The sequence below is a fragment of the Microbacterium trichothecenolyticum genome (assembly GCF_041938625.1).
In the GTDB taxonomy this organism is placed as follows: Bacteria; Actinomycetota; Actinomycetes; order Actinomycetales; family Microbacteriaceae; genus Microbacterium; species Microbacterium trichothecenolyticum_D.
Genome location: NZ_CP169427.1, coordinates 930,049 through 953,007, shown reverse-complemented (window position 1 = coordinate 953,007; position 22,959 = coordinate 930,049). Strand labels below are relative to the sequence as shown.

Here is a 22,959-nt window from a genome sequence, read left to right as displayed (position 1 = left end):
CCGCACGTGCCGAGCACTGACGTCACCGTCGTCATCGTCAACTACGAGACCCGCGACGACACCATCGCGTGCGTCGCGTCGGTGCTCGAGCACGCCGGGAGCCTGAATGAGCAGGTGGTCGTGGTCGACAACGGCTCGCGCGACGGCAGTGCGGCGGCGCTGCGCGCCGCACACCCGGGCATCGACGTCGTCGAGGCCGGCGAGAACCTCGGATTCGCGCGCGCGGTCAACCGCGGGGCCGCGCTCGCGCGCGGCGAGTTCGTGCTGCTGCTCAACCCCGACGCGGTCATGCTCGAGCACTCGCTCCCCCGGCTGATCGCCTTCGCCCGCGAGAACCCGCAGTACCGCATCGTCGGCGGGCGCACGCTGCGCGAGGATCTGACCCTCGAGCCGTCATCGTGCTGGGGCGCCCCGACGCTGTGGTCGCTCACCATGTACGCGACGATGCTGTCGACCGTGTTCAAGCGCTCGCGCCTGTTCGACCCCGAGTCGCTGGGCTCGTGGCAGCGCGACACGATCCGCGAGGTGCCGATCATCACGGGATGCCTGCTGCTCATCCGCCGCGACGACTTCGTCGAGCTCGGCGGCATGGACGAGGACTTCTTCCTCTACGGCGAGGACGCCGAGTTCAGCATGCGGGCCGCCGCCCGGGGCATGGCCCGGGTCGTGTATCCCCCCGCCGCGATCGTCCACACGGTGGGCGGGTCGTCGGCGGGCTCGTCGAAGGGCTCGATGGTGCTGGCCGGCAAGGTTACCTACCTCGAGAAGACCTGGACACCACGACGGGCCGCCGTCGGGGTGCTGCTGCTGAAGGCCGGCGTCGCCGTGCGCGCCGCACTCGAGGCCGTGACGCGGCGCCCGAACCGGCCGTGGTCGACGGTCTGGCGCCGGCGGGCCGACTGGGGCTCGGGCTACCCCCACGCCGAGGCGGCACTGTTCGGCCGCCGGCTGCCGGAGCCGGCCGCCGGCACTCCTGCTCCCGCCCGTTGAGCGGAGCGCGGCCGGGGTTTGCGAGATCGCCGGGGCGTTTCGACTCGCTCGTTCCTCGCTCGCTCAACGACCGAGAAGAAGGATGGGTGCCTTCACTTCCGCCTCCTCCGCCGAAGGCGCAGAATCCCTCGCTCGCTCAACGACCGAGAAGAGGGATGGGTGCCTTCACTTGCGCCTCCTCCGCCGAAGGCGCAGCATCCGTCGCCCCCAGCACCCACGTGCGCACCGACCCGATGAAGCGGGAGATGTCGAACTCGGCAGCGCGCGCCCGCGCGGCGGCGGGGTCGATGCGGTCGAGACCCGCCACGGCCGCGGCGAACTCGACCGTGTCGTCAGGGTCGACCGTGAAGCCGGTCACGCCGTCGACCACCGACTCGGCGGCGCCCCCCACGCGGTTCACGATCACCGGGCACCCCGCGGCCATGGCCTCGACGGGGATGATGCCGAAATCCTCGACCGGCGGGAACACGAAGGCGAGAGCGCGCTGGAACAGGGCACGCATGAGCGCGTCCGACACGAACCCCAGCATGTGCACGGGCACCGACGCCGAGGCGGCGAGCGCCCGCAGATAGTCCCGCTCTGGCCCGGTGCCCGCGACGACCACGGGAATGCCGAGCCGGTCTCCCATTCGGATCACCGCGTCGTGGCGCTTGTACGGCACGAGGCGCGAGGCCGCCATCAGGAAGCCGCGCACGGGAAGCGCCTCGAGCACGGCCTGCTCCTCAGCGGTGAGCGCCTCGGCCCAGTCGCCCCCCTCGATGATCTCCCGCGCCTTCACCGGCGGGTGGATCACCCGGGCGTCGCGCCCCCACGAGCGAAGGATGCGCCGCCGCACGAACTCGCTGTTGGCCGCCAGATCGCCGGCGTGCCGGGCCGCGTCACGGTCGACGCGCTTGAGCACGCTGCGGGCGGCCGCGAATGCGGCGGAGCTGCCTCGCCCGTCGAGCTCGGGCTCCCACAGGTAGCGGGCGGGCGAGTGCACGTACGAGAACTTGGGCACGCCGCCGTGGCGCGTGCCGAAGTCGCAGTGATGCGCGAACACGTAGCTGCTGGTGAGCACCCAGTCCGGCGTCGAGGCGACCTTCGCGGCCCGCCACGTGGCGGGCATCAGGGGCAGCCCCATCGCCTTGTGGTTGCGCAGCGGGGTGCGCGCCATCCACGACTCGTCCACGATGCTGCGGGGGAACCGCTCGCCGTCGTCGCTCCAGAGAGCGAACAGCCGAGAGTCGGGCAGTGCCACCCGGAAGGCGTCGAGCACCTGTTCGGCGCCGCCCGAGCGTTCGATCCATTCCTGAACGATGAGACCTGACATGAGTTCTCCGACCTGTCGGGTGGAAGTCAGTAGGCGCCGTCGCTGTGCAGCACGGCTTTGACGGTCTTGGCGAGCACGACGATGTCGCCGGTGATCGACCAGTTCTCGACGTAGTACAGATCCAGCCGCACGCTGTCTTCCCACGAGAGGTTCGAGCGGCCGTTGACCTGCCAGAGGCCGGTGATGCCGGGGCGGGTGAGCAGCCGGCGACTGACGGGCCCCTGGTACTGCTCGACCTCGCTCGGCAGCGGAGGGCGCGGGCCGACCAGGCTCATGTCGCCGCGCAGCACGTTCCACAGCTGCGGCAGCTCGTCGAGCGAGTACGCGCGGAGGAAGCGGCCCACCCGGGTGACCCGGGGGTCGTCTTTCATCTTGAACAGCACGCCGTTGCCCTCGTCGAGCGCCCGCAGCTGCCCGAGGCGCGCCTCGGCGTCGACGACCATCGAGCGGAACTTGAGCATCGTGAACCGCGTGCCGTGGGCGCCGACCCGCTCCTGACGGAAGATCACCGGACCCTCACTGTCGAGGCGCACGGCCACCGCGATGGCGGCGAACACCGGCGACAGCAGCACCAGCGCGACCGTGACGATCGACACATCGAAGATCCGCTTCACCGCGTGGCTGTAGCCCGAGTAGTTCGGCAGGTCGACGTGCACCATGGGCAGGCCGTTGATGGGGCGCATGTGGATGCGCGGGCCTGCGACGTCTGTCAGCCGCGACATGAGGATCAGCTCGACCTGCGAGTTCTCGAGGTCCCACCCGAGCCGGCGGATCGCGTCGTTGCCGCCCGGCAGGCTGCCCGCCACGATGACGGCGCGCGCCCGGCGATGCTTCGAGACACGGGCGACGTCCTCGAGCGGGATGAACGGCAGCACCTCGGCAGTGGACTCGGCCTCCTGCGCGGTCGCACCAGGCTGCCCCGGCATGCTCACCGCGATGGCGCGATACCCGATGCGGTAGTGGCTGCGCAGCTGCGACAGCACGCGCAGCACGTCCTCCCGCCCACCGACGACGATCGCCCCTGTCATGCAGCGCCCTACGCGCCGCAGCGCATGGAGGTACGTGCGCCACGCGCCGCGTGCGACGATCAGCAGCACCAGGCCCAGCGGCAGCGCGATCGCGAGATAGCCGCGGGCGGTCTGCAGCTGCAGCAGATAGGCGACGACCGCGAAGGCGCCGAAGGTGAACAGCGTCGACTGCAGCACGCGCTGATACTCGACCATGCCGGTGCCGATGTTGCGCAGCAGCCGGCTGCGGGTGGCGGCGAGCGAAACCAGCCACACCACGATGAGCGCGAGGCTGGTGAGGGCGTAGGCCGCATCGGCCGTCCACCCGCCCGCCGAGCGTACGGGGTCGCCGAACCTCAGGAACTGCGCGGTGAACACGGCGACGGCGATGGCCGCAGCATCCGTCGCGACCATGCCCCACGCGAGGCGGCGTCGCCAGCCCAGCCGACGAGGCTGCGGCGCGATCTCGGCGACCGTCGAGAAGAGCTCGACCGGCGACGCCGGACGGGCGGTGGAGCGAAGATCGAGAAAAGCAGATGACACGGGCGTACCCCCAAAGAACGCAACCGAACACGCATGCCGGGGCCATCGGCCCCAGTGCCCTGTCGATGCGATCCCCGCTCGCGAAGGCCACGCTAGCCGCGCGCCGGCACCGAAGCCAGCCTCGTCACCACCTGTTTACACAGGCTTCGGGCGCGTGTGACACGCGCGAAACACCCCGGCGTCAGAGACCACGGGCGAGCGCGATGACACGCTCGTGGCGGGCGGTCCACGAGTTCGCCTCGACGAACGCCACGCGCGCCGCCTCGTCTGCTCGCCCCGCCGTGAGCGCGGCGTCGACCACGTCGACGAAGTCCGACACCGCGGCCGTGAGCCACACCCGGTCGCTGATGCCGCGGACGGGCGGCAGGTCGATCGACAGCACCGGCAGTCCCGCCGCGAGGTACTCGTAGAGCTTCAAAGGGCTCATCGCCTCGGTGAGCGGCGTGCGCCGGTGCGCGACCAGCGCCAGGTCGCAGTTGCGCAGCGTCGCGATCAGCTCGGCGCGACCGACACTGCCGTGCACGTGCACGTTGGCCAGTGCGCGCAGCGGCGCGATGTAGCCCGCATCGGGGAGCGGCCCCAGCAGCACCGTGTGGATGTCGGGCCGGGCGCGCGCGAATGCGGCGATGCCCTCGACGTCGAGCCGGCTGTCGAGCGTGCCCACGTAGACGGCACGCGACCGCGGCACTCGGCGGAGCCAGTCGGGCTCCGGCGGCGGCGCCTGCAGCCATTCGGCGGGCTCGACGCCGTTCGGGACGACCTCGTGCGGACCCGTCGGCGCGATGCGCTCGAGGATCTGTGCCGACACCGCGGCCACGCCGCGCCCGGAGGCCGAGATGCGACGATACGCCTCGCGGAACGCCGGCCAGTACTCGCTGCGCCCCGGCGAGCTCAGCCAGTCGTCGCGGGCGAAGAAGGTCACCTGCCGCGCCCAGTCGAAGGGCGAGAAGCCCGCGACGAGCGGGTTGCAGGTCAGCGCCACCGGGTCGCTGAGCCCCCGTCGCTGCGCCTCCCGCCGCAGCGACGCGTCGTACACCGCGTACTCGGCGGCGACCTCCGCCGGGTCGAGCCGGTCGGAACGCCGGCGGCGGGCGGGCGAGTGGAGCCAGATCCGATCGGATGCCGGAAACCTGGCGTCCCTGTCGAGCATCGGCGACATCGCCACGCGAGGCAGCCAGCGGAACGGGTTCGCGACCACCATGCGGCCGACGTGGGGGCTGCGCATGAGACTGGAGACGATGCGGTCGGGCGGGCGCATCATCCCGCGGCGGACGGCATCCGCGTAGGTCTCGAACGAGAATGTGAAGACGAAGTCATCGGTGCCTTCGGCTGGGCTTCCGACCGCGGCGCGGCCGACGCGCGACTCCGCTTCGGTCACCCCGGCACCACCTCTCTCACCACGCGCGCCGGTGCCCCGATCGCGACCGTGCGCGGCGGGATGTCGCGCGTCACCACCGCGTTCGCGCCGACCACCGCCTGCTCCCCGATCGTGACGCCGGGCATCACGACGACGTTCTGGCCGAGCCAGGCGCCGCGGCCGATCCGCACCGGGCGCGGCTCAGTCAGCGGCTGGTCGCGGATGGGCATGTCGATGCGGTCGAAGCCGTGGCTGTGGTCGGAGATGTACACCCCCGCCGCGATGCCGACGGACTCCTCGATGACGACGCTGCGCACCGCCGAGATCGACGCACCGCGCATGCGCACGCGGTCGTGCAGCTCGATCACGGGCCCGGGCTCGTCGCGCGACGGGACCATGAGCCACGACCCGGCGCCGATGAGGACGCCCGCGCCGACCGAGATCCGGTCGGGGTTCGCGATGCGCGTAGGCAGCAGGATGCGCGAGCCCGCGCCGAACGACTGGAAGCCGCCGGCGACGAGCCGGCTGTACACCGAATCGCGCAGGCGCTGGGCCCCCAGCAGCACCCCAAACCCATTCATCCGCCCCACGTGGCTCAGATTAGCCGCCGCGATCCGCGGCGCCAGGAGGGTGCCCGAGAGTTAACGCGCGTGTAACAGCGGCGTCGCTTGCATCGGCCACTCTGGACCACGAAGGTGCCGCAGTGTCGCCGCTGAATCCGTCGGCCGGCACGGCTATGGGGAATTACACGACGGACTCGCGGGGGCGCCGACGGTGTCAGGGCCGAGGGGAGTCCGTGATGACCGCAAGCGAAGTGAACGCGCCGGGGGCTGAAACGCCTGTGAAGAGCGGCAGCGCGCCGGGGAGCGAGTTCGTGCGCCGGCTGCGCTTGACGGCCGCGACGGCCGCGGGACGCGGCATCCGTTTCTATCGTTCGCCCACCGACTTCTCGGAGGCGACGTACGCGCAGCTCGACGCCGACGCGCGCGCCCGCGCGGTCGAACTCGCCGAGGCCGGACTCGTGCCGGGCGACGTCGCGATCCTCGCCTTCGAGCCGGGTCTGCCGTTCGTGCGGGCGCTGCTCGCGTGCCTCTACGCCGGCGTCGCGGCCGCGCCGGTGCCGATCACGGCGATGCGGAACGCGGATGCTGTGCGCCAGCGCCTGCTCGCGATCCTTCACGACGCCGGCGCCAAGGCCGTGCTCACCGAGCCCGGGGCCCTCGACGGGCTCGGACTGGCCGGTGAGACGTCGATCGCGGACGCCGTCGTGATCCCGGTCGACGGGCCCTCGTCGGCCTCGCCGGATGAGTGGAGCATGCCCGGCATCGACGAGTCGGCGCTCGCGATCCTGCAGTACACGTCGGGCTCGACCGGGCTGCCCAAGGGCGTCATGGTGTCGCACGGCAACCTCTACGCGAACCAGCAGGCGATCGGCGGGATCGTCGGCATGACGGCCGACTCGGTCGCCGTCGGCTGGCTGCCGCACTACCACGACATGGGCCTCATCGGGCAGATCCTGCAGCCGATCTTCACCGGCGCGAGCCTGCACATGACCTCGCCGTCGCAGTTTCTCCGGCGCCCGGTGCTGTGGCTGCGGCTGATCACCGAGCACCGCGCGACGCACACCGTCGGGCCGGACTTCGCCTTCGCGCTGTGCAGCCGCCTGGTGACGGACGAGCAGCTCACCGAGCTCGACCTGTCGTCACTCAAGACCGTGATCACCGGCGCGGAGCCCGTGCGGATCGACACGCTGGAGGCGTTCACGGCGCGGTTCGCGCCGGCCGGGTTCCGGGGCGAGGCGTTCGTGCCCGCGTTCGGCATGGCCGAGACGACGCTGCTCATCACCGCGCATCGCGACAGCGTGCCGCCGCAGGCGATCGTCGTCAGCGCCGACGCGCTCGAGCGCGACGAGATCGCCCCCGCGACCGACGGCGAGCGCAGCGCGCAGCTCGTGCCATGCGGCGCTCCCGGCGCGGGCATGGACATCGCGATCGTCGACCCGGCCGAGGCGGTGGAACTGCGCGACGGCCGCATCGGCGAGATCTGGGTGCGCGGCACGAGCGTGACGCAGGGGTACTGGCGCCGCCCGGAGCAGACGGCGGAGGACTTCGGCGCGACCCTTGCCGGCTTCCCCGACGAGGTGTACCTGCGCACCGGCGACCTCGGTGCGATGATCGACGGCGAGCTCGTCATCACCGGCCGCCTGAAGGACCTCATCATCGTGCGCGGGCGCAACATCTACCCGCAGGACCTCGAGCACAGCGCCGCCGCGCTGCTGGGAGCCGGATGCCTCAGCGCGGCGTTCGAGCGCCCTGGCGCGGCGCCGGAAGTCGGCATCGTCGCCGAGGTGGAGCCCTCGACGACCGCGGAGGAGCTCGACTCCCTGACGGCGGCGCTGCGCGCCCGGGTGAGCGGCGAGTTCACGCTCCCGGCGCTGGGCGTGGCGCTGATCCGCAAGGGCACGCTGCCGCGTACCACCAGCGGAAAGGTGCAGCGCGCCCTCACCCGCCGGCTCCTGCACGAGCAGCGGCTGCAGCTCGTGCACGTCGACGGGTTCGAGGCGGTCCCGGCATGACCGCGGTCGTGACCGGCGCCGACCTCGGCGTGCTCGCACCCGTCCGCGCGTTCGACGCGTTCCTCGGCGACCCCGCCGACGACGACGCCGTCATCTCGACACGGCGATCGGTGCTGCTCGACGAGCGATCGGCGTTGCCGGAGGACGAGCTCGCCGCGGTGACCTCGTTCGGCCTGCAGCGCTGGTACATCCCCGCCGCCCACGGCGGGGCGCTGACCGACGCGCTCGTGCCGCTCCTCATGATCCGCCACCTCGCGCGCCGCGACTTCACCGTCGCCGCCGCGCACGGCAAGACCTTCCTCGGGGGGATCTGCGCATGGGTGGCCGACGGCTCCATCGCGACGCGCATGGCCCGCCTCGTCGAGACCGGCCGACCCGTCTCGTGGGGACTGACAGAGCGCGGCCGCGGCTCGGACCTGTCGCGATCGGCGACCACCGCGCAGATCGGCGCCGGCTCCGTGCGGGTCGACGGCGGGAAGTGGCCGATCAACAACGCCATCCGCTGCCGCGCGATGACGGTGCTCGCCCGCTCCGACGAACGGGGCGGACCCCGCTCGCTGTCGCTCGTGCTGGTCGACAAGGACGAGGCCGATCCCGCGACGATCGGGTACGAGCCGAAGGTCTCGTCCCACGGCCTGCGCGGCGCCAACCTCGCCGGGATCCGGTTCGAGGGGTCCACCGTGGGTTCGGACGCCGTCGTCGGCCCCGAAGGCCACGGCCTCGAGCTCGTGCTGAAGAGCCTGCAGCTGACCCGGCCGTTCACGACCGGGCTGTCGATGGGCGCCGTCGACCGGGCGCTGAACACCGCGCTGGATGCCGCCGCGGTGCCGGACGGTGCGCGCGGACGCCTGCTCGACGCACCGGTGGCACGCCGGGCGCTCGGTGTGGCCGTCGCCGACGCCCTCCTGGTCGAGTGCCTGATGCTGGTCGGCGTAAGGTCGGCCCACGCGTTCCCCGGGGAGATGGCGCTCGTGAGCGCGCTCGTGAAGTTCCTCGGTCCCGACACCGCCGACCTGCTGTTCCGCGATCTGACCCGGCTGCTCGGGGCGCGAGCGCTCGTCGTGGGCACGGAGGGCGCGGGCGCGCTGCATCCGTCCGAACTCGGCGCGTTCCAGAAGGCCGCACGCGACAGCCGGGTCGTCGGCATCTTCGACGGCAACTCGGTCGTCAACCTCAACATGATCGTCAACGAGCTGCCGAACCAGCTGCGCCCGGCGGCACCTCCGCCGCTGGCGGAGGTGCTCGCGCCACTGCGCGCCGACGCGCAGTTCGAGGCGCTCGATACGACCGCGCTGCGTCTGGTGACACGGCACGGCTCACGGCTGCTGCGATCGCTGCCGGCGCTCGTCGACGCGATCGACGACGGCCGCACATCGCGCGCCGCCGTCGACGCGGCGCGGCGCATCGGCGACGAGTACGCGGCGCTGCTCGCCGAGGCCGAGGATCTGCCCCGCCAGTCGCAGCCCGACCCGCTCGCCTTCCACCTCGCCGAGCGGTTCGCGCTCGTCTTCGGCGGTGCGTGCGCCCTCGCCGTGCACCTGGCGCGGGCGCGGGCGATCCCCGGGCCGCTGGGCGAGAGCGACGCGTGGCTCGCGGCCGTGCTGCAGCGGGTGGCGAACCGCCTCGGCGCGGATCCGGTGCAGGCTCCGGTCGCCGATGCGCTGCTGGACGCCGCCGTCAGGGTGCACGAGGCGGGCGCCACCGTCACGCTGCTGGACTCGTGGACGGAGCGCTCATGAGCATCGCGGAGAGCGTGGAGCGGGCACGTCCCGCCTTCGGACGCGATGTCTCGGCGGGACTCGACGCCCTCGAGCCGCTCATCGGGCGGATCGGGGTCACCGCCGGGGTGGTCGCACCCGAGGGTGGTCGTGTGGTGACGAGCGCGCTGCGGACGTACCGGTTCGAGGCGCCGGCCGGCGCGGAGCTCGAGGCCCCGCCGGAGGCCGACGCCACCGTCGTCCGGGCCACCGTGCCCGCCGCGGCCCTCGGCGCGCTCGACGCCGCCCTGCGCGAATCCGTGCGGTACGCCCATGCCCGCGAGCTCTACGGCGGGACGGTGCTCGACATCCCGCACGCCCGCAACCTCCTCGCCGCGGCGCTCGCCGACGCGCTGACCGCCGACGCACTGAGCAGCGCGGCAGTGTGCCTCGCGGACGCGCATGCCCCCGCAGCATCCGTCTCCGCCGCCCTGAGCGCGCATCTCTCGTGCCTGCTGCTCGCCGAGGCGGCTCAGCAGGTGTCGGTGCTTGCCGGCTCGACGTTCTACGCGCGCATCGCGCCGTTCGAGCTCATCGAGCAGCACGTGCGCGATCTCTCTGCTCTGGCCGTCCTCGTGCCCGAGCTCGCGGATCCGCTTCCCGCGGCACTCGACGGGCTCGGCGCGTGGTGCTCGGATACGGATGCTGCCGCCCCGGGCTCGCTGCTGCGGCCCGACGTCATGGCGGCGATCGCTGAGGACGCCCCGGGCGCCATCGAGGTGCACGTCGCACTCGCCGCGGCGGCGGCCGAGACCGCGGCGGAGGCCGGAGACCCGGAGGCGGTCGACGCGCACGCGGCGCTCGAGCTCGCGCACCGGGTGTCGCTGCTCACCGCGGCCGCGGCCGTGGTCGCCGGATGGATGCAGGCGCGCGGCACGGAGGCGATCGCGGGCGACCCGCTCGCGATGGAGGCGTGCCTCCGGCGCATCCGAGGGCGCGTGGTGCGGCGGCAGCCGCCGCTTCCCGCCGACCTCGTGGCACGCCTTGTCGCGCACGCCGAAGCCCGCGCTGCGAGCGGCGACGAGATGGCGATCGGACCCGCCCGCGCGACCGTCCCCCCGATGTGAGAAGAGAAAGGACGACAGCATGCCTGCACAGCTGACCACCACCGAGATCGAGCAGTGGCTCGTCGGACGCGTCGTCGCCTACGGCAAGATCCAGGCCGACGCCTTCACCGTCGACACACCGCTCGCCGAACTCGGACTCGACTCCGTCTACGCCCTGACCCTCTGCGGCGACATCGAGGACGAGTTCCAGCTCGAGGTCGACCCGACGATCGTGTGGGACCACCCCACGATCCGCGAGCTCGCCGAGGGCATCCGGCAGCGTGCCGATGAGTGAACCCGGCGGCGACGTCCGGCGGACGCTCGTCTCCGCGCGCGGCGTGCACGTCGTGGCGGGCCGCATCCCCGCTGTCGGGTCCCGCTTCGACGTCGACGAGGTCGAGCAGCTTCTCGGAACGGATGCCGCCACCCTCGGCGCGCTCGACGAGACACGCGTCGCGTCGTACCTGACGGCGCGCCGGTGGGTGCGCGACATCGTCACCGTGCGCCTGCGGCGCGCCTGGAGCGGGTTCGAAGCGACTCCGCGCGGGGTGAAGCCGCGGCTCGCCGATTCGACGCTGGATGTCAGCATCGCCCACGCCGGCGACCGGCTCGTCGTCGGGGTGGTCGAGCACGGGCGGATCGGCGTCGACATCGAGCTCGTCGCATCCGTCTTCGATCAGCCTTCGCTCGCGCGTCGCCTCTGCACATCTGCCGAGCGCCGCTGGGCGGACGGGCTGGAGCCGGCCGATCGGAGGGCGTGGCTCACGCAGCTGTGGGCGGTGAAGGAATCGTACGCGAAGGCGCTGGGGGCGGGTCTGTCGCTCGACTTCCGGCGGGTGGACGGTGCGGCTCTGCGTCACAGAGTGGCCGTTCGCGGTGTGCTGACTCCCGCATCGGGTGCGAGTCATGCGAAGATCGCTGTCAGCTGGGTCGATGCCGCCCCTTCCTGTTCTCCGTCGCCTGTTCGGGCGATCTAGTCCCATCCCGGAAGGGTGCATTCATGCGTCTGTCTGTCATCGGCTGCGGGTACCTCGGAGCCGTCCACGCGGCCGCGATGGCCTCCATCGGTCACGACGTGGTCGGTATCGACGTCGACGAGCGCAAGGTCGCGTCGCTGTCGAAGGGTGAGGCGCCGTTCTTCGAACCCGGCCTGCCGGAGATCCTCACCGAAGGCATCGCCTCCGGACGCCTCCGGTTCACCACCGACATGTCCGCCGCGCAAGGCGCGAAGGTGCACTTCGTCGGCGTCGGCACCCCGCAGCAGAAAGACGGGTACGCCGCCGACCTCACCTACGTCAACGCCGCCATCGACGGACTGCTGCCCTACCTGAGCCCGGGTGACATCGTCGCCGGCAAGTCGACCGTGCCGGTCGGCACCGCCGCCGACCTCACCCCCCGGGTCGAGGCGACCAGCGCGACGCTGGTGTGGAACCCGGAGTTCCTCCGCGAAGGGTTCGCGGTCAAGGACACCATCGACCCCGACCGGCTCGTCGTCGGGGTGCCCGCCGGCGACGCCGGCGAGGCCGCCGCGGACACGCTGCGCGAGGTGTACCACCCGTCCGTCGCGAAGAACACCCCGTTCATCGTCACCGACCTCGCCACCGCCGAACTCGTCAAGGTCGCCGCCAACGCGTTCCTGGCCACCAAGATCTCCTTCATCAACGCGATGGCCGAGATCGCCGAAGTCACCGGCGCCGACGTCACCCAGCTCGCCGACGCCATCGGCCACGACGTGCGCATCGGCCGCCGCTTCCTCGGCGCCGGCATCGGCTTCGGCGGCGGGTGCCTGCCCAAAGACATCCGCGCGTTCTCCGCCCGAGCCGAAGAACTCGGCCGCGGCGAATCGGTCGCGTTCCTCCGCGAAGTCGACGCGATCAACCTGCGCCGCCGCGACCGCGCCGTCGACCTCGCGATCGACGCGCTCGGCGGATCGGTGTTCAAGAAGAACATCACCGTACTCGGCGCCGCGTTCAAACCCCACAGCGACGACATCCGCGACTCCCCCGCCCTCGACGTCGCCGTCCGCCTGCACGGCCTCGGCGCCTGGGTCACCATCACCGACCCCGCCGCGATCGAGAACGCGCGGCGCCTGCACCCACAGCTGAACTACGTCGAAGACCGCGACGAAGCCCTCCGCGAAGCCGACGCCATCATCATGGTCACCGAATGGGACGAATACCGCCGCGACCTCACCCCCGAACACGCCGCCACCCTCACCCGCGGAAAAGTCGCCATCGACGGCCGCAACGGCTGGGACGCCGCCGCCTGGCGGGGCGCCGGCTGGGCCTACCACGGCATGGGACGGCCCTGACGCGACACCGGAACGCCCCTCCACGACGTCGGTCGTAGAGGGGCGTTCGCTGTGTCAGAGAGAGTGGACGCTGAGCAGCTGCCAGCCCTCCGGAACCTTCGCCTCGAGCGCGGCCATGTCGTCGGCCTCGATCTGCTCGACACCGTCACGGCGACCCATTGTCGCGGTCGAAGTGAGCAGCTGCGAGCCCTTCGGCATCGCGGCCGGGATGTCCGTCGCGACCCACCCCGCGGGCAGCTGCGCGGCGACGGCGGCGCTCAGGGCTTCGAGCGAGGGGCCTTCCACATCGACGGTTCGGGTTTCGACAGGGCGGATGCGGCCGATGAGCATGGCTCGATCCTAAGAGCGATCTGCGGTGACGCTGATCGATCCCGGCCTGTTTTCCGCGGGCAGCCTGCGGTATCGTCGCCCTATTCTCGACGGTGAGACAGCTCCCGACAGGTTCACCGAGAGCCTGGCTGCCCGCGTCGCGGAATCCGTGACTTGCGCGGAGACGCCCGAACGTCCTCCGCGCGTCGCTGGGGGACGGAGTACGACGTGAAGCGTGCACTCATCACCGGTATCACCGGTCAGGACGGCTCTTACCTCGCCGAGCTTCTGCTCGGAAAGGGCTACGAGGTCCACGGCCTCATACGCCGGGCGTCGACCTTCAACACCCATCGCATCGACCATCTCTACGTCGATCCGCACGATCCGGGCGCCAGGCTGTTCCTCCACTACGGCGACCTCAGCGACGGCGCCGGGCTGGTGAGCCTCCTCGTGAAGATCCATCCGCACGAGGTGTACAACCTCGCTGCCCAGTCGCACGTGCGGGTGTCGTTCGACGAACCCGTGCACACGGCCGACACGACGGGGATCGGCACGGTCCGCCTGCTCGAGGCCGTGCGCTCGTCGGGCATCGACACGAAGTTCTACCAGGCCTCCACGTCGGAGCTCTACGGCGCGACGCCGCCGCCGCAGAGCGAGATGTCGCCCTTCTATCCACGCTCGCCGTACGCGGCCGCCAAGCTGTACAGCTTCTGGATCACGAAGAACTACCGCGAGGCGTACGACCTGTTCGCCGTGAACGGCATCCTCTTCAACCACGAGTCGCCGCGGCGCGGAGAGACCTTCGTCACGCGCAAGATCACCCGCGCGGTCGCCCGCATCCAGGCGGGCGATCAGAAGGACCTCTACCTCGGCAATCTCGACTCGATCAGAGACTGGGGCTATGCGGCCGAGTATGTCGAAGGAATGTGGCGGATGCTGCAGGTCGATGAACCCGAGGACTTCGTGCTGGCGACGGGCCGGGGTTACACGATCCGCGACTTCCTCGAAGCATCCTTCGGGCACGTGGGGTTGGACTGGCAGGAGTTCGTGAAGTTCGACGAACGCTACCTGCGCCCCACCGAGGTGGACGCGCTCATCGGCGACCCGACCAAGGCCGCCGAGAAGCTCGGGTGGGAGGCCACGCTCGACGGCAAGGACCTCGCGAAGCTCATGGTCGACGCCGACATCGAGGCGCTCGACCAGCGGCCGGAGTGGATCGACTCGGTCAACCTCGCCTCCTGGACGCCCGAGCCGTCGCTGGTAGGCCCATGACCATCGCGGCCGACGGTGTCTCGTACGCACCCGGCGAGCTCGACCGCGACGCGACGTTCTACGTGGCGGGTCACCGCGGGCTCGTCGGCTCGGCCATCGTGCGCCGGTTGGATGCTGCGGGCTTCACGCACATCGTCGGCAAGACGTCCGCCGAACTCGACCTCAAGAACCGCGATGACGTGTTCGAGTACCTGGGCGAGATCAGGCCGCAATACCTCGTGCTCGCCGCGGCCAAGGTGGGCGGCATCCTGGCGAACAGCACGTATCCGGTCGATTTCCTGAGCGACAACCTCCGCATCCAATCGAACGTGCTCGACGCAGCGCTGGCGAATCGGGTCGAACGGGTCGCGTTCCTCGGTTCGTCGTGCATCTATCCGAAGTTCGCGGAGCAGCCGATCCGCGAGGACTCGCTGCTCACCGGACGCCTGGAGCCGACCAACGACGCGTACGCGATCGCGAAGATCGCCGGCATCCTGAACATCCAGGCCGTGCGTCGCCAGTACGGGCTGCCGTGGATCTCGGCGATGCCCACCAACCTCTACGGGCCGAACGACAACTTCTCGCCGCAGGGGTCGCACGTGCTGCCGGCATTGATCCGCCGATACGACGAAGCGGTGAGGTCGGGCGCGTCGTCGGTGACGAACTGGGGCACCGGAACGCCTCGGCGCGAGTTCCTGCACTCCGACGACATGGCCGATGCCGTGCTGCACCTGCTCGAGCACTACGACGGACCGGAGCAGGTGAATGTCGGCACCGGATCCGACGTCACGATCCGGGAGGTCGCCGACTCGATCGCCGGGGTGGTGGGGTTCGTGGGCGAGACCGAGTGGGACACGTCCAAGCCCGATGGGACTCCGCAGAAGCTGCTCGACGTGTCGAAGCTCGCCGAGGCCGGGTGGACGTCCAAGATCCCCCTGGAGGAGGGACTCGAGCGCACCGTGGCCTGGTACCGGGACCACGCCGGCGCGATCCGCGTGTAGCTCGCGTGCAGCTGTACCTGGCCCGCGGCAGCGGCCCTCAGGCTCGGGGGAGAGTTGGTTCTGAGAGCCGCTGCACAGGTCACCGTAGAGTGGACGGCATCATCCCTGTGCCGGGGTTGACAGCCCCTTCGCCGCGCCTGTAGCGCTACGGTGGAGCCACACAGACGACTTCTGTCTCGCCACGGAGGACACACATGGCTCAGCGCCCGCTCGGCGTCACCCTCGTCGCCATCATCGCCTGGATCTCGGGCTTCCTGCAGATCATCGGCTCGATCTTCGTGATCACCGCCGGCCTCTTCATCACGTGGCCGGCGATCGTCGGGTGGATCAGCCTCATCATCGGCATCGTGACCCTCGCCGTCGGCGTCGGCCTCTGGCGGGGCAACCACACCGCCCGCACGATCGCGACGATCGTGTTCATCGCGAACATCGTGCTCGAGGTGCTCGGGATGTTCAACGGCGAGAGCCTCTGGTCGGCGATCGGCGGCAGCATCCTGTCGATCATCGGCCTGATCCTGCTCTACACGCGGTCGGCGCGGGAGTACTTCGGGTCGTGACATCCGGCCGGCGGCGATCCAGCGATCACACGAAGGGAAGCTCGCGCTCCATGCTCGCGAAGGGATCCACGACGCGCATGACGGCAGTCTGATACGGGTTGTTGACGAATCGCGACGCATAGTCGTACCACGTGCTGTAACTTCCGCGATTCGCCGGCGTGTCCCACGATCGCAGCAACTCCCGTGTGAGCACTCCCTGCACCTTGTTACCGAACGAACGCTCGCGCGCCTGTTGCTCCTGCATCGACGCCGAGATCAGCACACGACGCGGCCCCGCGCTCGTGGTGTCGTAGTGGATGACAGGCTCGATCGGCGCCGCGCGGTAGGCGATCGAGTCGGAATGGCAGGAGTCCACGATGACGACCGCCTTCATGTCGGCCCGTGCACCTTTCCAGAACGGCACCCACCAGTCGTCGATGAGCGGCAGATCCGAGAGCGCGAACAGCTCGTCCATGCGATCCGGCTCGCTGTCGTCGTACGACATCCACCGGAAGCCGTGACCAACCATCACGATCACCAGCGTCGAACACGTGCATGGATGCTGCGTATCGACGTGCCGCGAGAGCTCGGTCGTGACGGATTCCAAGGTTGCCCGGGCCGGTTCGTCGAGCCGTTCGACCTGAAGCTCACCACTGTCGACCTCGGAGTTCTCCAGAATCCGCGCGTACGCATCGAGGTCGTTCGCCACGCCGTCGAGCCTCGCGAACGCGATGTCGCCCTCTCGCAGAGCGCCGGCCGCGGGCTCGAAACGGCTCTGACCGGACGACCAGCGGAGTGCCTGTGGCGCCTCGACACCGATGAGCACCGCGTGCGTGGTCATGGCGTGCTCAATCCCGTGGGGCAGGGGTGGAGACCGCCGGGTCAGGCGTAGTCGCCCCCGACGACACCAGCGCGTCCCCGCCCAATAGTCCTCCGAGCCCCAGAACGATGAGAATGACCCCCACGACGTAGGCGGCGATCGTCCCCCGCACCTTGCTCAGCGCGGCGGCGAGCTTCTCGATGTCTTGGATGGGCAGCCCGATGCCGCCTCGCGTCGTCTCGGCGGCGAGCAAGGCGCGCGCACGTTGCCTCCCCCTCACCTCCAAGACCGACAGCCAGACGCCCATCAACACGGCGACGGCACCCGCGACCAGAGCGAGCACGCTGCCGGCCGCGATGATCCGTTCCTGGAAGTCGACCTCGGTGCAGCACCCCGATCCGCCCATCGGCAGGGTCCACAGGATGATCCAACCGCCCAACGCCAACACGACGAACGCCAGTGCGCGGAATACGCCGCCGGTCCACTTGGCGAACTCAGGATCGTACTCGCCGATCTGGATCTCGGCCGGCGCGCCCGGTGGGTTCTCCGCAGGAGGGGCGGGTGCAGTGCTCGCGAGCGCGACGCGGATCGGCGGCGATCGGTGGATGACGCTGCCGACGGTGACGCTTGCGTAGAGGTCGTGCTCGGGCGCTTCGGTGAATGACGTCGTCGCTTGCCATGTCGTCGAGGTCGCGGCGTTGGCGTCGTTCGTGAAGTTCACCGAATCAAGCTTCTGCGTGCCGGCGAACAGCGCCGGAACGGGAATCGGCGACGGATGCGCGACGACGAACGTCACCTTCTTGCCAGGCGGAAGGTCGGTGAGCGGCTTGGGCGCCACCGTCGCCGTGCCGCCTTCCGGCGTGGCCGACAGCACCAGCGGTGTCGGCTGCCCACCGCCTGATACAGCCTGGGCTGACGCGGGTTGACCCTGGGTGTGCTGAATCGCCGGCGGGGTCTGTTCAGGCCGCCCCGCTGCCGGTTGTCCGGACGTCGGTTGGCCAGGCGCCTGCGGCGGCTGCGCCGGTCGTTCCTCTGGCGGCGGCTGCTCTGGTGGCACGCCCTCCGCGGGATGGTCCTGCGGTGCTCGGGTGTCGTCGTCCGTCACTTCTCGCCCCCGGTCGTCGTTGACGAAGGCGCGCCGAATACCGGTGACCCGTCGTCACGGCGCCATACCCCCTCAGCCGCTCAGTGCCCCAGCGACCGATGGCCGCATCGTAGCGACGCATCGAAGTTGCCACAAGAGCGTGAGCGGGCACCGAACCGCACAGAGTGGGGCAATCCCTCTCGACTGTCGGGCCGCAGGACGCGCTCGGAGCGGCAAATGGCGGGCGCCGCAGCATCCGTCAATCCGGGATCTTGCGCCGCTCCCTCAGGTGCACGATCGCGAGGCCGATGGTGGCGCCCAGCACGTTGGCGACGATGTCGCGCAGGCTCGGCGTGCGCTCGGCGAGGATCAGCGCCTGCCCCGACTCGATGACCAGCGTGGTGGCGAGGGCGATCGGCACGACGAGTCCGCGGTGCAGCGGAAGCACGAGCGCCAGCAGCACCCCGAACGGCACGAAGAGCGCGACATTCGCCATCGTCTCGATGACGTCGTACGTCAGCCACGGCACCGCCCGCGTGATCGCATCGAGAAAGTCGGATGCGCCGCGATCCACCGGTGTCGGCCAGAATGCGATGAGCGCGAGCATCACACCGTAGATGACGAGCAGACGGATGCCGCGCCCCTGCGTGCGACGCAGATGGAGGGTTGCGACCGCCGCGGTGGAGGGCGGCGCGGGCGCGAGCGAGGGTGCATCGGCGATGGCGGGCTCCCCTCGATCGGGCGCCGGCGACACTGCCGCGCAGTGCGGCGATTCTACTCGCGAGGTGGTGTGTGCGCAGAACAATCGAGACTGTGCGATTTTTGTTCGAATGTTTCAGACGTGCTTGAGTGACCGCGTGAAACCTCAGCAACCGCCGATTCGCTACTGAAGTTCCGGCTTACAAAGAGCCCGGACAGGGCTGGTACGCGAACAATAGATTCGAATAAATGTTTGACACTCGCGCCCGTCCTCGATATTCTGGCTGCATGACCAGCGCACTGTCGTCCCTCGCCGAGGCGATCGACGTTGCGCGGGGAATCCTGCCCGACGGACGCGATATCGCGTCGCTCACACCTGCGGAGCTGCTCGCTCTCAACGAGCAGATCGGGCGCGGCAAACGCCTCGCCGAGAGTGTGCAGGCGCTGGTGGCGTCCGAGATCCAGCGGCAGTCACGGCCCGAGCTCGGGCCCGACAGCCTCGCGAAGATCCAGGGCTTCCGCAATCCCACGCAGTTCATCGCGGCGACGATGGGCACGACCACCGGCGACGCCGCGCGGCTCGTGAAGGTCGGCGAGGCCACGACCCCGCGCACGCTGCTGTCGGGCGACAAGGCACCCGCCCGGCACCCTCACGTCGGCCAGGGTCTCAGCGACGGCCGCATCGGAGCGCAAGCCGCGTCGGCGATCATCGCGATGCTCGACCGCGTCGCGATCCGTGCCGGCGCAGAGAAGGTCGATCAGGCTGAGAAGCTCCTGGTCGAGCAGGCCGCCGGACTCCCCCTCGATGCGCTCTCGAAGCTCATCCTCCGCGCGGAGGCGTGGCTCGATCCCGATGGGGTCGAGCCACGCGAAGCAGACCTGGCCGCCGAGACGGCGCTGACCGTCCGCCAGGATCGCACGGGCATGATCATCGTCAACGGCAAGTTCGACGCCGTGAGCGGCGCGCCCGTCAAGGCGGCGATCGAGGGCTATGTCACCGCGAGACTTCGCGCCCAGCGCGACGCCGAGTCCGACGACGCCGCCGAGTCCGGCCGCGACGCCGGAGCCGCCCGCGCGACGTCGGCAGCCGACGCGCCCGCGACACCCCTTCTTGACGAGACGACGGATGCTGAGCGCCGCACGATCCCGCAGTTGCAGGCCGACGCACTCGTGAGCATCTGCGAGCACGCCCTCGGGTGCGACGAGAAAGACCTTCCCCTCAACGGCGTCACGGTGGTCGTGCGCATGGACCTCGAGACGCTCCGCGAAGGCACCGGCACCGCCGAGATCGACGGCATCGACGCCCCGATATCCGCATCCGCCGCCCGCAAGCTCGCGTCGAGCGCCTCCATCATCCCCGCCGTGCTCGGCGGCGACAGCGAAATCCTCGATTGGGGCCGCGAACGACGGCTCTACTCCACGTCCCAGAAACTCGCCCTCGGCGAGCGCGACGGCGGGTGCGCCGGGTGCGCGCTTCCGCCGCAGTTCACGAAGGTGCATCACATCCGCTGGTGGTCGCGAGACGCCGGCCCCACCGACCTCGATAACGGGGTGCTGCTGTGCGAATCGTGCCACCACCGCGTTCATGACAACGGGTGGGACATACAGGTCGAAGGCACCGGCAGACGAGCCAAAGTGTGGCTCATTCCACCCGCCTACATCGACCCCGCGCGCACCCCGCGCCTCGGCGGGCGCGCCCGCTACGACTTCGCCGCATGAACCCCCGTTATCGTGGGCCCGTGCCCACCGATGCCGCGACCGACGCGACGGCCGCGACCGACGCGACGGTACTGCTGCGCCTCGACGAAGCCGACGAGCTCGCCGCTGCCTGGGTGTCCGCGCTGGCCGAGAGGCGCGGCATCCGTGCCCTTCTCATCAAGGGGCCGGCCCTGCACCTCCATGGGCTGCGTGGAGAGCGGGTGTCGGCCGACGTCGACCTGCTCGTCGAGCCGGCACGGTTCGACGAACTGTGCCAGGCGATCGCGGAATCCGGCTGGACGAAGCGACCGTCGGGATTCCTCGGCGAACTGACGACCGTGCACTCGGTGACGTTCCTGCGCGATGGATGGCCGTGCGACCTCGATGTGCACAGCTTCTTTCCGGGCTTCCTCGCCGACCCCGCAGACGTGTTCGAGGCGCTCTGGCGCCACCGGTGGGTGCTGCCGCTGGCGCACCACGACTGCCTCGCGCTCGACAAGGTCGCCGGGGCGCTCGTGCTCGGGCTGCACTCCCTCCGCGGAGCGACGATCCAGTCGCGCCACCTTGCCGAGCTCGAGCAGCTGGTGCGCACGCCGTTCACCGACCAGGAGCGGGAAGACCTCGGCGCACTCGCCCGCGAGACCGGCTGCGTCGCCACCCTCGAGACGGTGCTCCCCCGACTGGGCGTGCACGTGGAGCCGACTGCCGCGGAGCTGGCATCACGCGACCTGCGGGACTGGCGCGAGCGGGTGACGGCAGGATCCCACGGCGCCTACTTCTGGATGCTGGCGCTCCGCAAGTCGCGATGGAGCGAGCGCCCCCGAATCCTGTGGCGCGCGGTCTGGCCCACCCGACGCGACCTGCTCGTCGCTCGCCCCGAGACCCGCGACACTTTTCGCGGGCGCACGCGGGCGCGGCTCGCGCGGTGGGGGCGCGGCATCCGCTCCGCCCCTGCGGGACTGCGGGCCGTCTGGACCCATCGCGGCCGCGTCAGCTCATGACGAGCCAGAGCACGCAGACGCCCGCGAGGAACGCGACCGCCCCGCAGATGAGCCACATCGGCGCCCCGCCGTATTCGCGAAGGAGCCACGGCTCCTGCCCGATCTCGTAGCGCCGCCGCCGACGTCGTCGTGAACCCGCCATCTCGCACCCTTTCCCCAGTACGCGACGCCGTCGTCACGAGCTCACGCTATGCGCGCAGGGTTGCCGATCGGCGACGCCGTTGTTTCGTGCTCGTCGCGGGACGCTCAGGATCACGTAAAGAAGCGCCAGATGCAGCTCTTCAGCCGGTGAAGACGAGGTCCTGATCTCGGAGGCTTCCGAGGAAGGACTCGACGTCATCCCGGATCGCGGCGCCATCCACCTCGGCAGACTCGGCGACACGCGCAACGATGTCGTCGGAACAACCAGGTCCGGCGGCGAGGGCGGACCAGATCAGGGCAGCCGAACCCTCGAGCGCGAGGGGCGACGCGGCGGGATTCGCCAGCGCCAGCACCACCACACGCGGTGCCTCCCCCGTCCAGGCGACGTCGTCGTGGATCCGCCAGAGCGTGGAGGCCGGAGCGTTGACCGGAGACGCGACCTTCAGCACGCCCGCCGCAACGAGCTCGTCGACGGCGGCTTCGACGGCGACGGTGGCGTCCTCACCCCCAGGAGCGCCGTAGACCGAGACCGCAGCGGCCACCAACGCCTCCAACCCCACACTGTCCGCCGCGCGCCACAGGGCGGGCGCGACGCCCGCGAGAACGCGAACGGTGCCCACGTGATCGGCGTCGACGTGGAGCAGAGCCACGCGATCGGGATCGGCGAGGTGCAGCTCATCCAGCGGCGCGACGCGACGGAACACCGGGTCCCCCGCGGGATGCACGGCGGCGTGCGGCAGCGACACCGGTTTCGAGAGCCGCGGCGTCGACGGCGACTCCGCGGCGAGCTCGGGGATCACGGAGACGAGGGCCGCAGCATCCGTATACGACACCCGGCGCACGCCACCGACCGACGCGACGTGCGCGGCGATGGTACGGAGCGGCGCGGGAAGGTTCGTGAGGTAGCTCGACTGCGCCACAAGCTCTTCGAGCGCGTCGCCGAGGTCGACGTCCGAGACGATCGCACCCGAAATGCCCTCGCGCCGATCGAGCAGCACGATGCCAGCAAGCCGAAGCGACGCGTCGGGCAGCGAACGCAACCCCAGAGCCGACGGCGAGCGCTGCGCCTTCTCCCGCTCACCCGGCTCGATGATCGACAGCGGCTTGCGGTAGGGCAGAACGCGGCCCGAAGCGTCGATCGCCACCGTCTCGTCCGACACGTACCCGTACTCCTCGCCCAGCACGCGCGACGCCGTCGTCTTGCCGCGACCACTCGGGCCCACGAGCGCCACCACCCGGCCATCCGGCAGCGCGATGCCCGCGGCGTGCAGCATCCACAGCCGTCCGCGCTGCGCCTCGATCGCCGCGAGCGTCACCCGCTGAGACAGCGACGACAGCAGAGCACGGACGCTGCCACCCGCGGCCGCAACCACCTCGATGTCGGCGTCACCCGGCCCCGCAGCATCCGTCCGCGCATCACGCCAGGCCTCTTCGACCGCGCCCCGCGCCGAAGCGTCGAGGCCGTCGCACACGACGCCCGCCCGCACTCCCAGGGCAGCGATCACGAGGTTGCGGGGCACA

22 protein-coding genes are annotated in these 22,959 nt (G+C 70.6%); 12 read left to right on the top strand and 10 right to left on the bottom strand.

Features of this window, described 5'->3' with window-relative positions; translation table 11 throughout:
• Positions 1 to 6: 6 nt before the first annotated feature.
• Positions 7 to 990 carry a glycosyltransferase family 2 protein gene (locus ACEYYH_RS04340; RefSeq protein ID WP_374977039.1) on the top strand — a complete coding sequence of 328 codons (984 nt, stop codon included), beginning with the start codon at positions 7 to 9 and terminating at the stop codon, positions 988 to 990.
• 136 nt (positions 991 to 1,126) lie between these two features.
• Here the strand turns inward: ACEYYH_RS04340 and ACEYYH_RS04335 are convergent, their stop codons facing one another.
• The 4 genes from ACEYYH_RS04335 to ACEYYH_RS04320 form a co-directional block, all read right to left on the bottom strand.
• Positions 1,127 to 2,302 (bottom strand): glycosyltransferase, encoded by a 1,176-nt coding sequence (locus ACEYYH_RS04335; RefSeq protein ID WP_374977038.1) that lies wholly within the window; start codon positions 2,300 to 2,302, stop codon positions 1,127 to 1,129.
• Between the two features lie 26 nt (positions 2,303 to 2,328).
• Positions 2,329 to 3,852, bottom strand: coding sequence for a sugar transferase (locus ACEYYH_RS04330; RefSeq protein ID WP_374977037.1), 1,524 nt, complete (start codon positions 3,850 to 3,852; stop codon positions 2,329 to 2,331).
• Between the two features lie 181 nt (positions 3,853 to 4,033).
• Positions 4,034 to 5,230 (bottom strand): glycosyltransferase, encoded by a 1,197-nt coding sequence (locus tag ACEYYH_RS04325; protein WP_374977036.1) that lies wholly within the window; start codon positions 5,228 to 5,230, stop codon positions 4,034 to 4,036.
• Entirely contained in the window at positions 5,227 to 5,790 is a 564-nt protein-coding gene (locus tag ACEYYH_RS04320; protein WP_374978156.1) for an acyltransferase, read from the bottom strand. The genes ACEYYH_RS04325 and ACEYYH_RS04320 overlap by 4 nt, the downstream gene beginning before the upstream one ends.
• A gap of 218 nt (positions 5,791 to 6,008) precedes the next feature.
• On the opposite strand from ACEYYH_RS04320, the gene ACEYYH_RS04315 reads away from it, so the two are divergent.
• The 6 genes from ACEYYH_RS04315 to ACEYYH_RS04290 are packed head-to-tail and all read left to right on the top strand — an operon-like array spanning position 6,009 to position 12,898.
• Positions 6,009 to 7,784: a fatty acyl-AMP ligase gene (locus ACEYYH_RS04315; protein WP_374977035.1), complete on the top strand. Its 1,776-nt coding sequence runs from the start codon at positions 6,009 to 6,011 to the stop codon at positions 7,782 to 7,784.
• Positions 7,781 to 9,523 (top strand): acyl-CoA dehydrogenase family protein, encoded by a 1,743-nt coding sequence (locus tag ACEYYH_RS04310; RefSeq protein WP_374977034.1) that lies wholly within the window; start codon positions 7,781 to 7,783, stop codon positions 9,521 to 9,523. The genes ACEYYH_RS04315 and ACEYYH_RS04310 overlap by 4 nt, the downstream gene beginning before the upstream one ends.
• Positions 9,520 to 10,608 (top strand): acyl-CoA dehydrogenase family protein, encoded by a 1,089-nt coding sequence (locus tag ACEYYH_RS04305; RefSeq protein WP_374977033.1) that lies wholly within the window; start codon positions 9,520 to 9,522, stop codon positions 10,606 to 10,608. The genes ACEYYH_RS04310 and ACEYYH_RS04305 overlap by 4 nt, the downstream gene beginning before the upstream one ends.
• Before the next feature lie 19 nt (positions 10,609 to 10,627).
• Positions 10,628 to 10,882, top strand: a complete 255-nt coding sequence (locus ACEYYH_RS04300) for an acyl carrier protein (protein WP_159846759.1) — start codon at positions 10,628 to 10,630, stop codon at positions 10,880 to 10,882.
• Positions 10,875 to 11,564, top strand: coding sequence for a 4'-phosphopantetheinyl transferase family protein (locus ACEYYH_RS04295; RefSeq protein WP_374977032.1), 690 nt, complete (start codon positions 10,875 to 10,877; stop codon positions 11,562 to 11,564). Before ACEYYH_RS04300 ends, ACEYYH_RS04295 begins: the two co-directional genes overlap by 8 nt.
• 23 nt (positions 11,565 to 11,587) lie before the next feature.
• Entirely contained in the window at positions 11,588 to 12,898 is a 1,311-nt protein-coding gene (locus tag ACEYYH_RS04290; RefSeq protein WP_374977031.1) for a UDP-glucose dehydrogenase family protein, read from the top strand.
• Positions 12,899 to 12,952: 54 nt separating this feature from the next.
• Here ACEYYH_RS04290 and ACEYYH_RS04285 read toward each other — a convergent pair whose 3' ends face one another.
• A complete protein-coding gene (locus ACEYYH_RS04285) occupies positions 12,953 to 13,228 on the bottom strand; it encodes a hypothetical protein (RefSeq protein WP_374977030.1) in 276 nt (91 codons plus the stop codon).
• Positions 13,229 to 13,435: 207 nt separating this feature from the next.
• On the opposite strand from ACEYYH_RS04285, the gene gmd reads away from it, so the two are divergent.
• From gmd to ACEYYH_RS04270, 3 genes are all read left to right on the top strand, one after another.
• Complete coding sequence (gmd, locus tag ACEYYH_RS04280) at positions 13,436 to 14,479, top strand: GDP-mannose 4,6-dehydratase (RefSeq protein WP_374977029.1); 1,044 nt, start codon at positions 13,436 to 13,438, stop codon at positions 14,477 to 14,479.
• Positions 14,476 to 15,459, top strand: a complete 984-nt coding sequence (locus ACEYYH_RS04275) for a GDP-L-fucose synthase family protein (protein WP_374977028.1) — start codon at positions 14,476 to 14,478, stop codon at positions 15,457 to 15,459. Before gmd ends, ACEYYH_RS04275 begins: the two co-directional genes overlap by 4 nt.
• 194 nt (positions 15,460 to 15,653) lie before the next feature.
• Positions 15,654 to 16,016 carry a hypothetical protein gene (locus ACEYYH_RS04270; RefSeq protein WP_374977027.1) on the top strand — a complete coding sequence of 121 codons (363 nt, stop codon included), beginning with the start codon at positions 15,654 to 15,656 and terminating at the stop codon, positions 16,014 to 16,016.
• 25 nt (positions 16,017 to 16,041) lie between these two features.
• Here ACEYYH_RS04270 and ACEYYH_RS04265 read toward each other — a convergent pair whose 3' ends face one another.
• The 3 genes from ACEYYH_RS04265 to ACEYYH_RS04255 all read right to left on the bottom strand — a co-directional run bounded on the left by ACEYYH_RS04265 (position 16,042) and on the right by ACEYYH_RS04255 (position 18,653).
• The gene (locus ACEYYH_RS04265; RefSeq protein WP_220292339.1) at positions 16,042 to 16,836 is read right to left on the bottom strand and encodes a caspase family protein; all 795 of its coding nucleotides are present in this window, start codon (positions 16,834 to 16,836) and stop codon (positions 16,042 to 16,044) included.
• Positions 16,837 to 16,843: 7 nt separating this feature from the next.
• The gene (locus ACEYYH_RS04260) at positions 16,844 to 17,689 is read right to left on the bottom strand and encodes a hypothetical protein (RefSeq protein WP_374977026.1); all 846 of its coding nucleotides are present in this window, start codon (positions 17,687 to 17,689) and stop codon (positions 16,844 to 16,846) included.
• Positions 17,690 to 18,158: 469 nt separating this feature from the next.
• Positions 18,159 to 18,653, bottom strand: coding sequence for a VanZ family protein (locus tag ACEYYH_RS04255; protein ID WP_374977025.1), 495 nt, complete (start codon positions 18,651 to 18,653; stop codon positions 18,159 to 18,161).
• 233 nt (positions 18,654 to 18,886) lie between these two features.
• Here ACEYYH_RS04255 and ACEYYH_RS04250 point away from each other — a divergent pair, with 233 nt between their 5' ends.
• Both ACEYYH_RS04250 and ACEYYH_RS04245 read left to right on the top strand, forming a co-directional pair.
• Positions 18,887 to 20,317 (top strand): DUF222 domain-containing protein, encoded by a 1,431-nt coding sequence (locus ACEYYH_RS04250; RefSeq protein WP_374977024.1) that lies wholly within the window; start codon positions 18,887 to 18,889, stop codon positions 20,315 to 20,317.
• A 20-nt stretch (positions 20,318 to 20,337) separates the two neighbouring features.
• The gene (locus ACEYYH_RS04245; RefSeq protein WP_374977023.1) at positions 20,338 to 21,297 is read left to right on the top strand and encodes a nucleotidyltransferase family protein; all 960 of its coding nucleotides are present in this window, start codon (positions 20,338 to 20,340) and stop codon (positions 21,295 to 21,297) included.
• Here the strand turns inward: ACEYYH_RS04245 and ACEYYH_RS04240 are convergent.
• Together ACEYYH_RS04240 and ACEYYH_RS04235 are read right to left on the bottom strand one after the other, a co-directional pair.
• The gene (locus ACEYYH_RS04240; RefSeq protein WP_374977022.1) at positions 21,287 to 21,439 is read right to left on the bottom strand and encodes a hypothetical protein; all 153 of its coding nucleotides are present in this window, start codon (positions 21,437 to 21,439) and stop codon (positions 21,287 to 21,289) included. The genes ACEYYH_RS04245 and ACEYYH_RS04240 overlap by 11 nt on opposite strands.
• 139 nt (positions 21,440 to 21,578) lie before the next feature.
• Entirely contained in the window at positions 21,579 to 22,958 is a 1,380-nt protein-coding gene (locus tag ACEYYH_RS04235; protein ID WP_374977021.1) for a PqqD family peptide modification chaperone, read from the bottom strand.
• Position 22,959 lies beyond the last annotated feature (1 nt).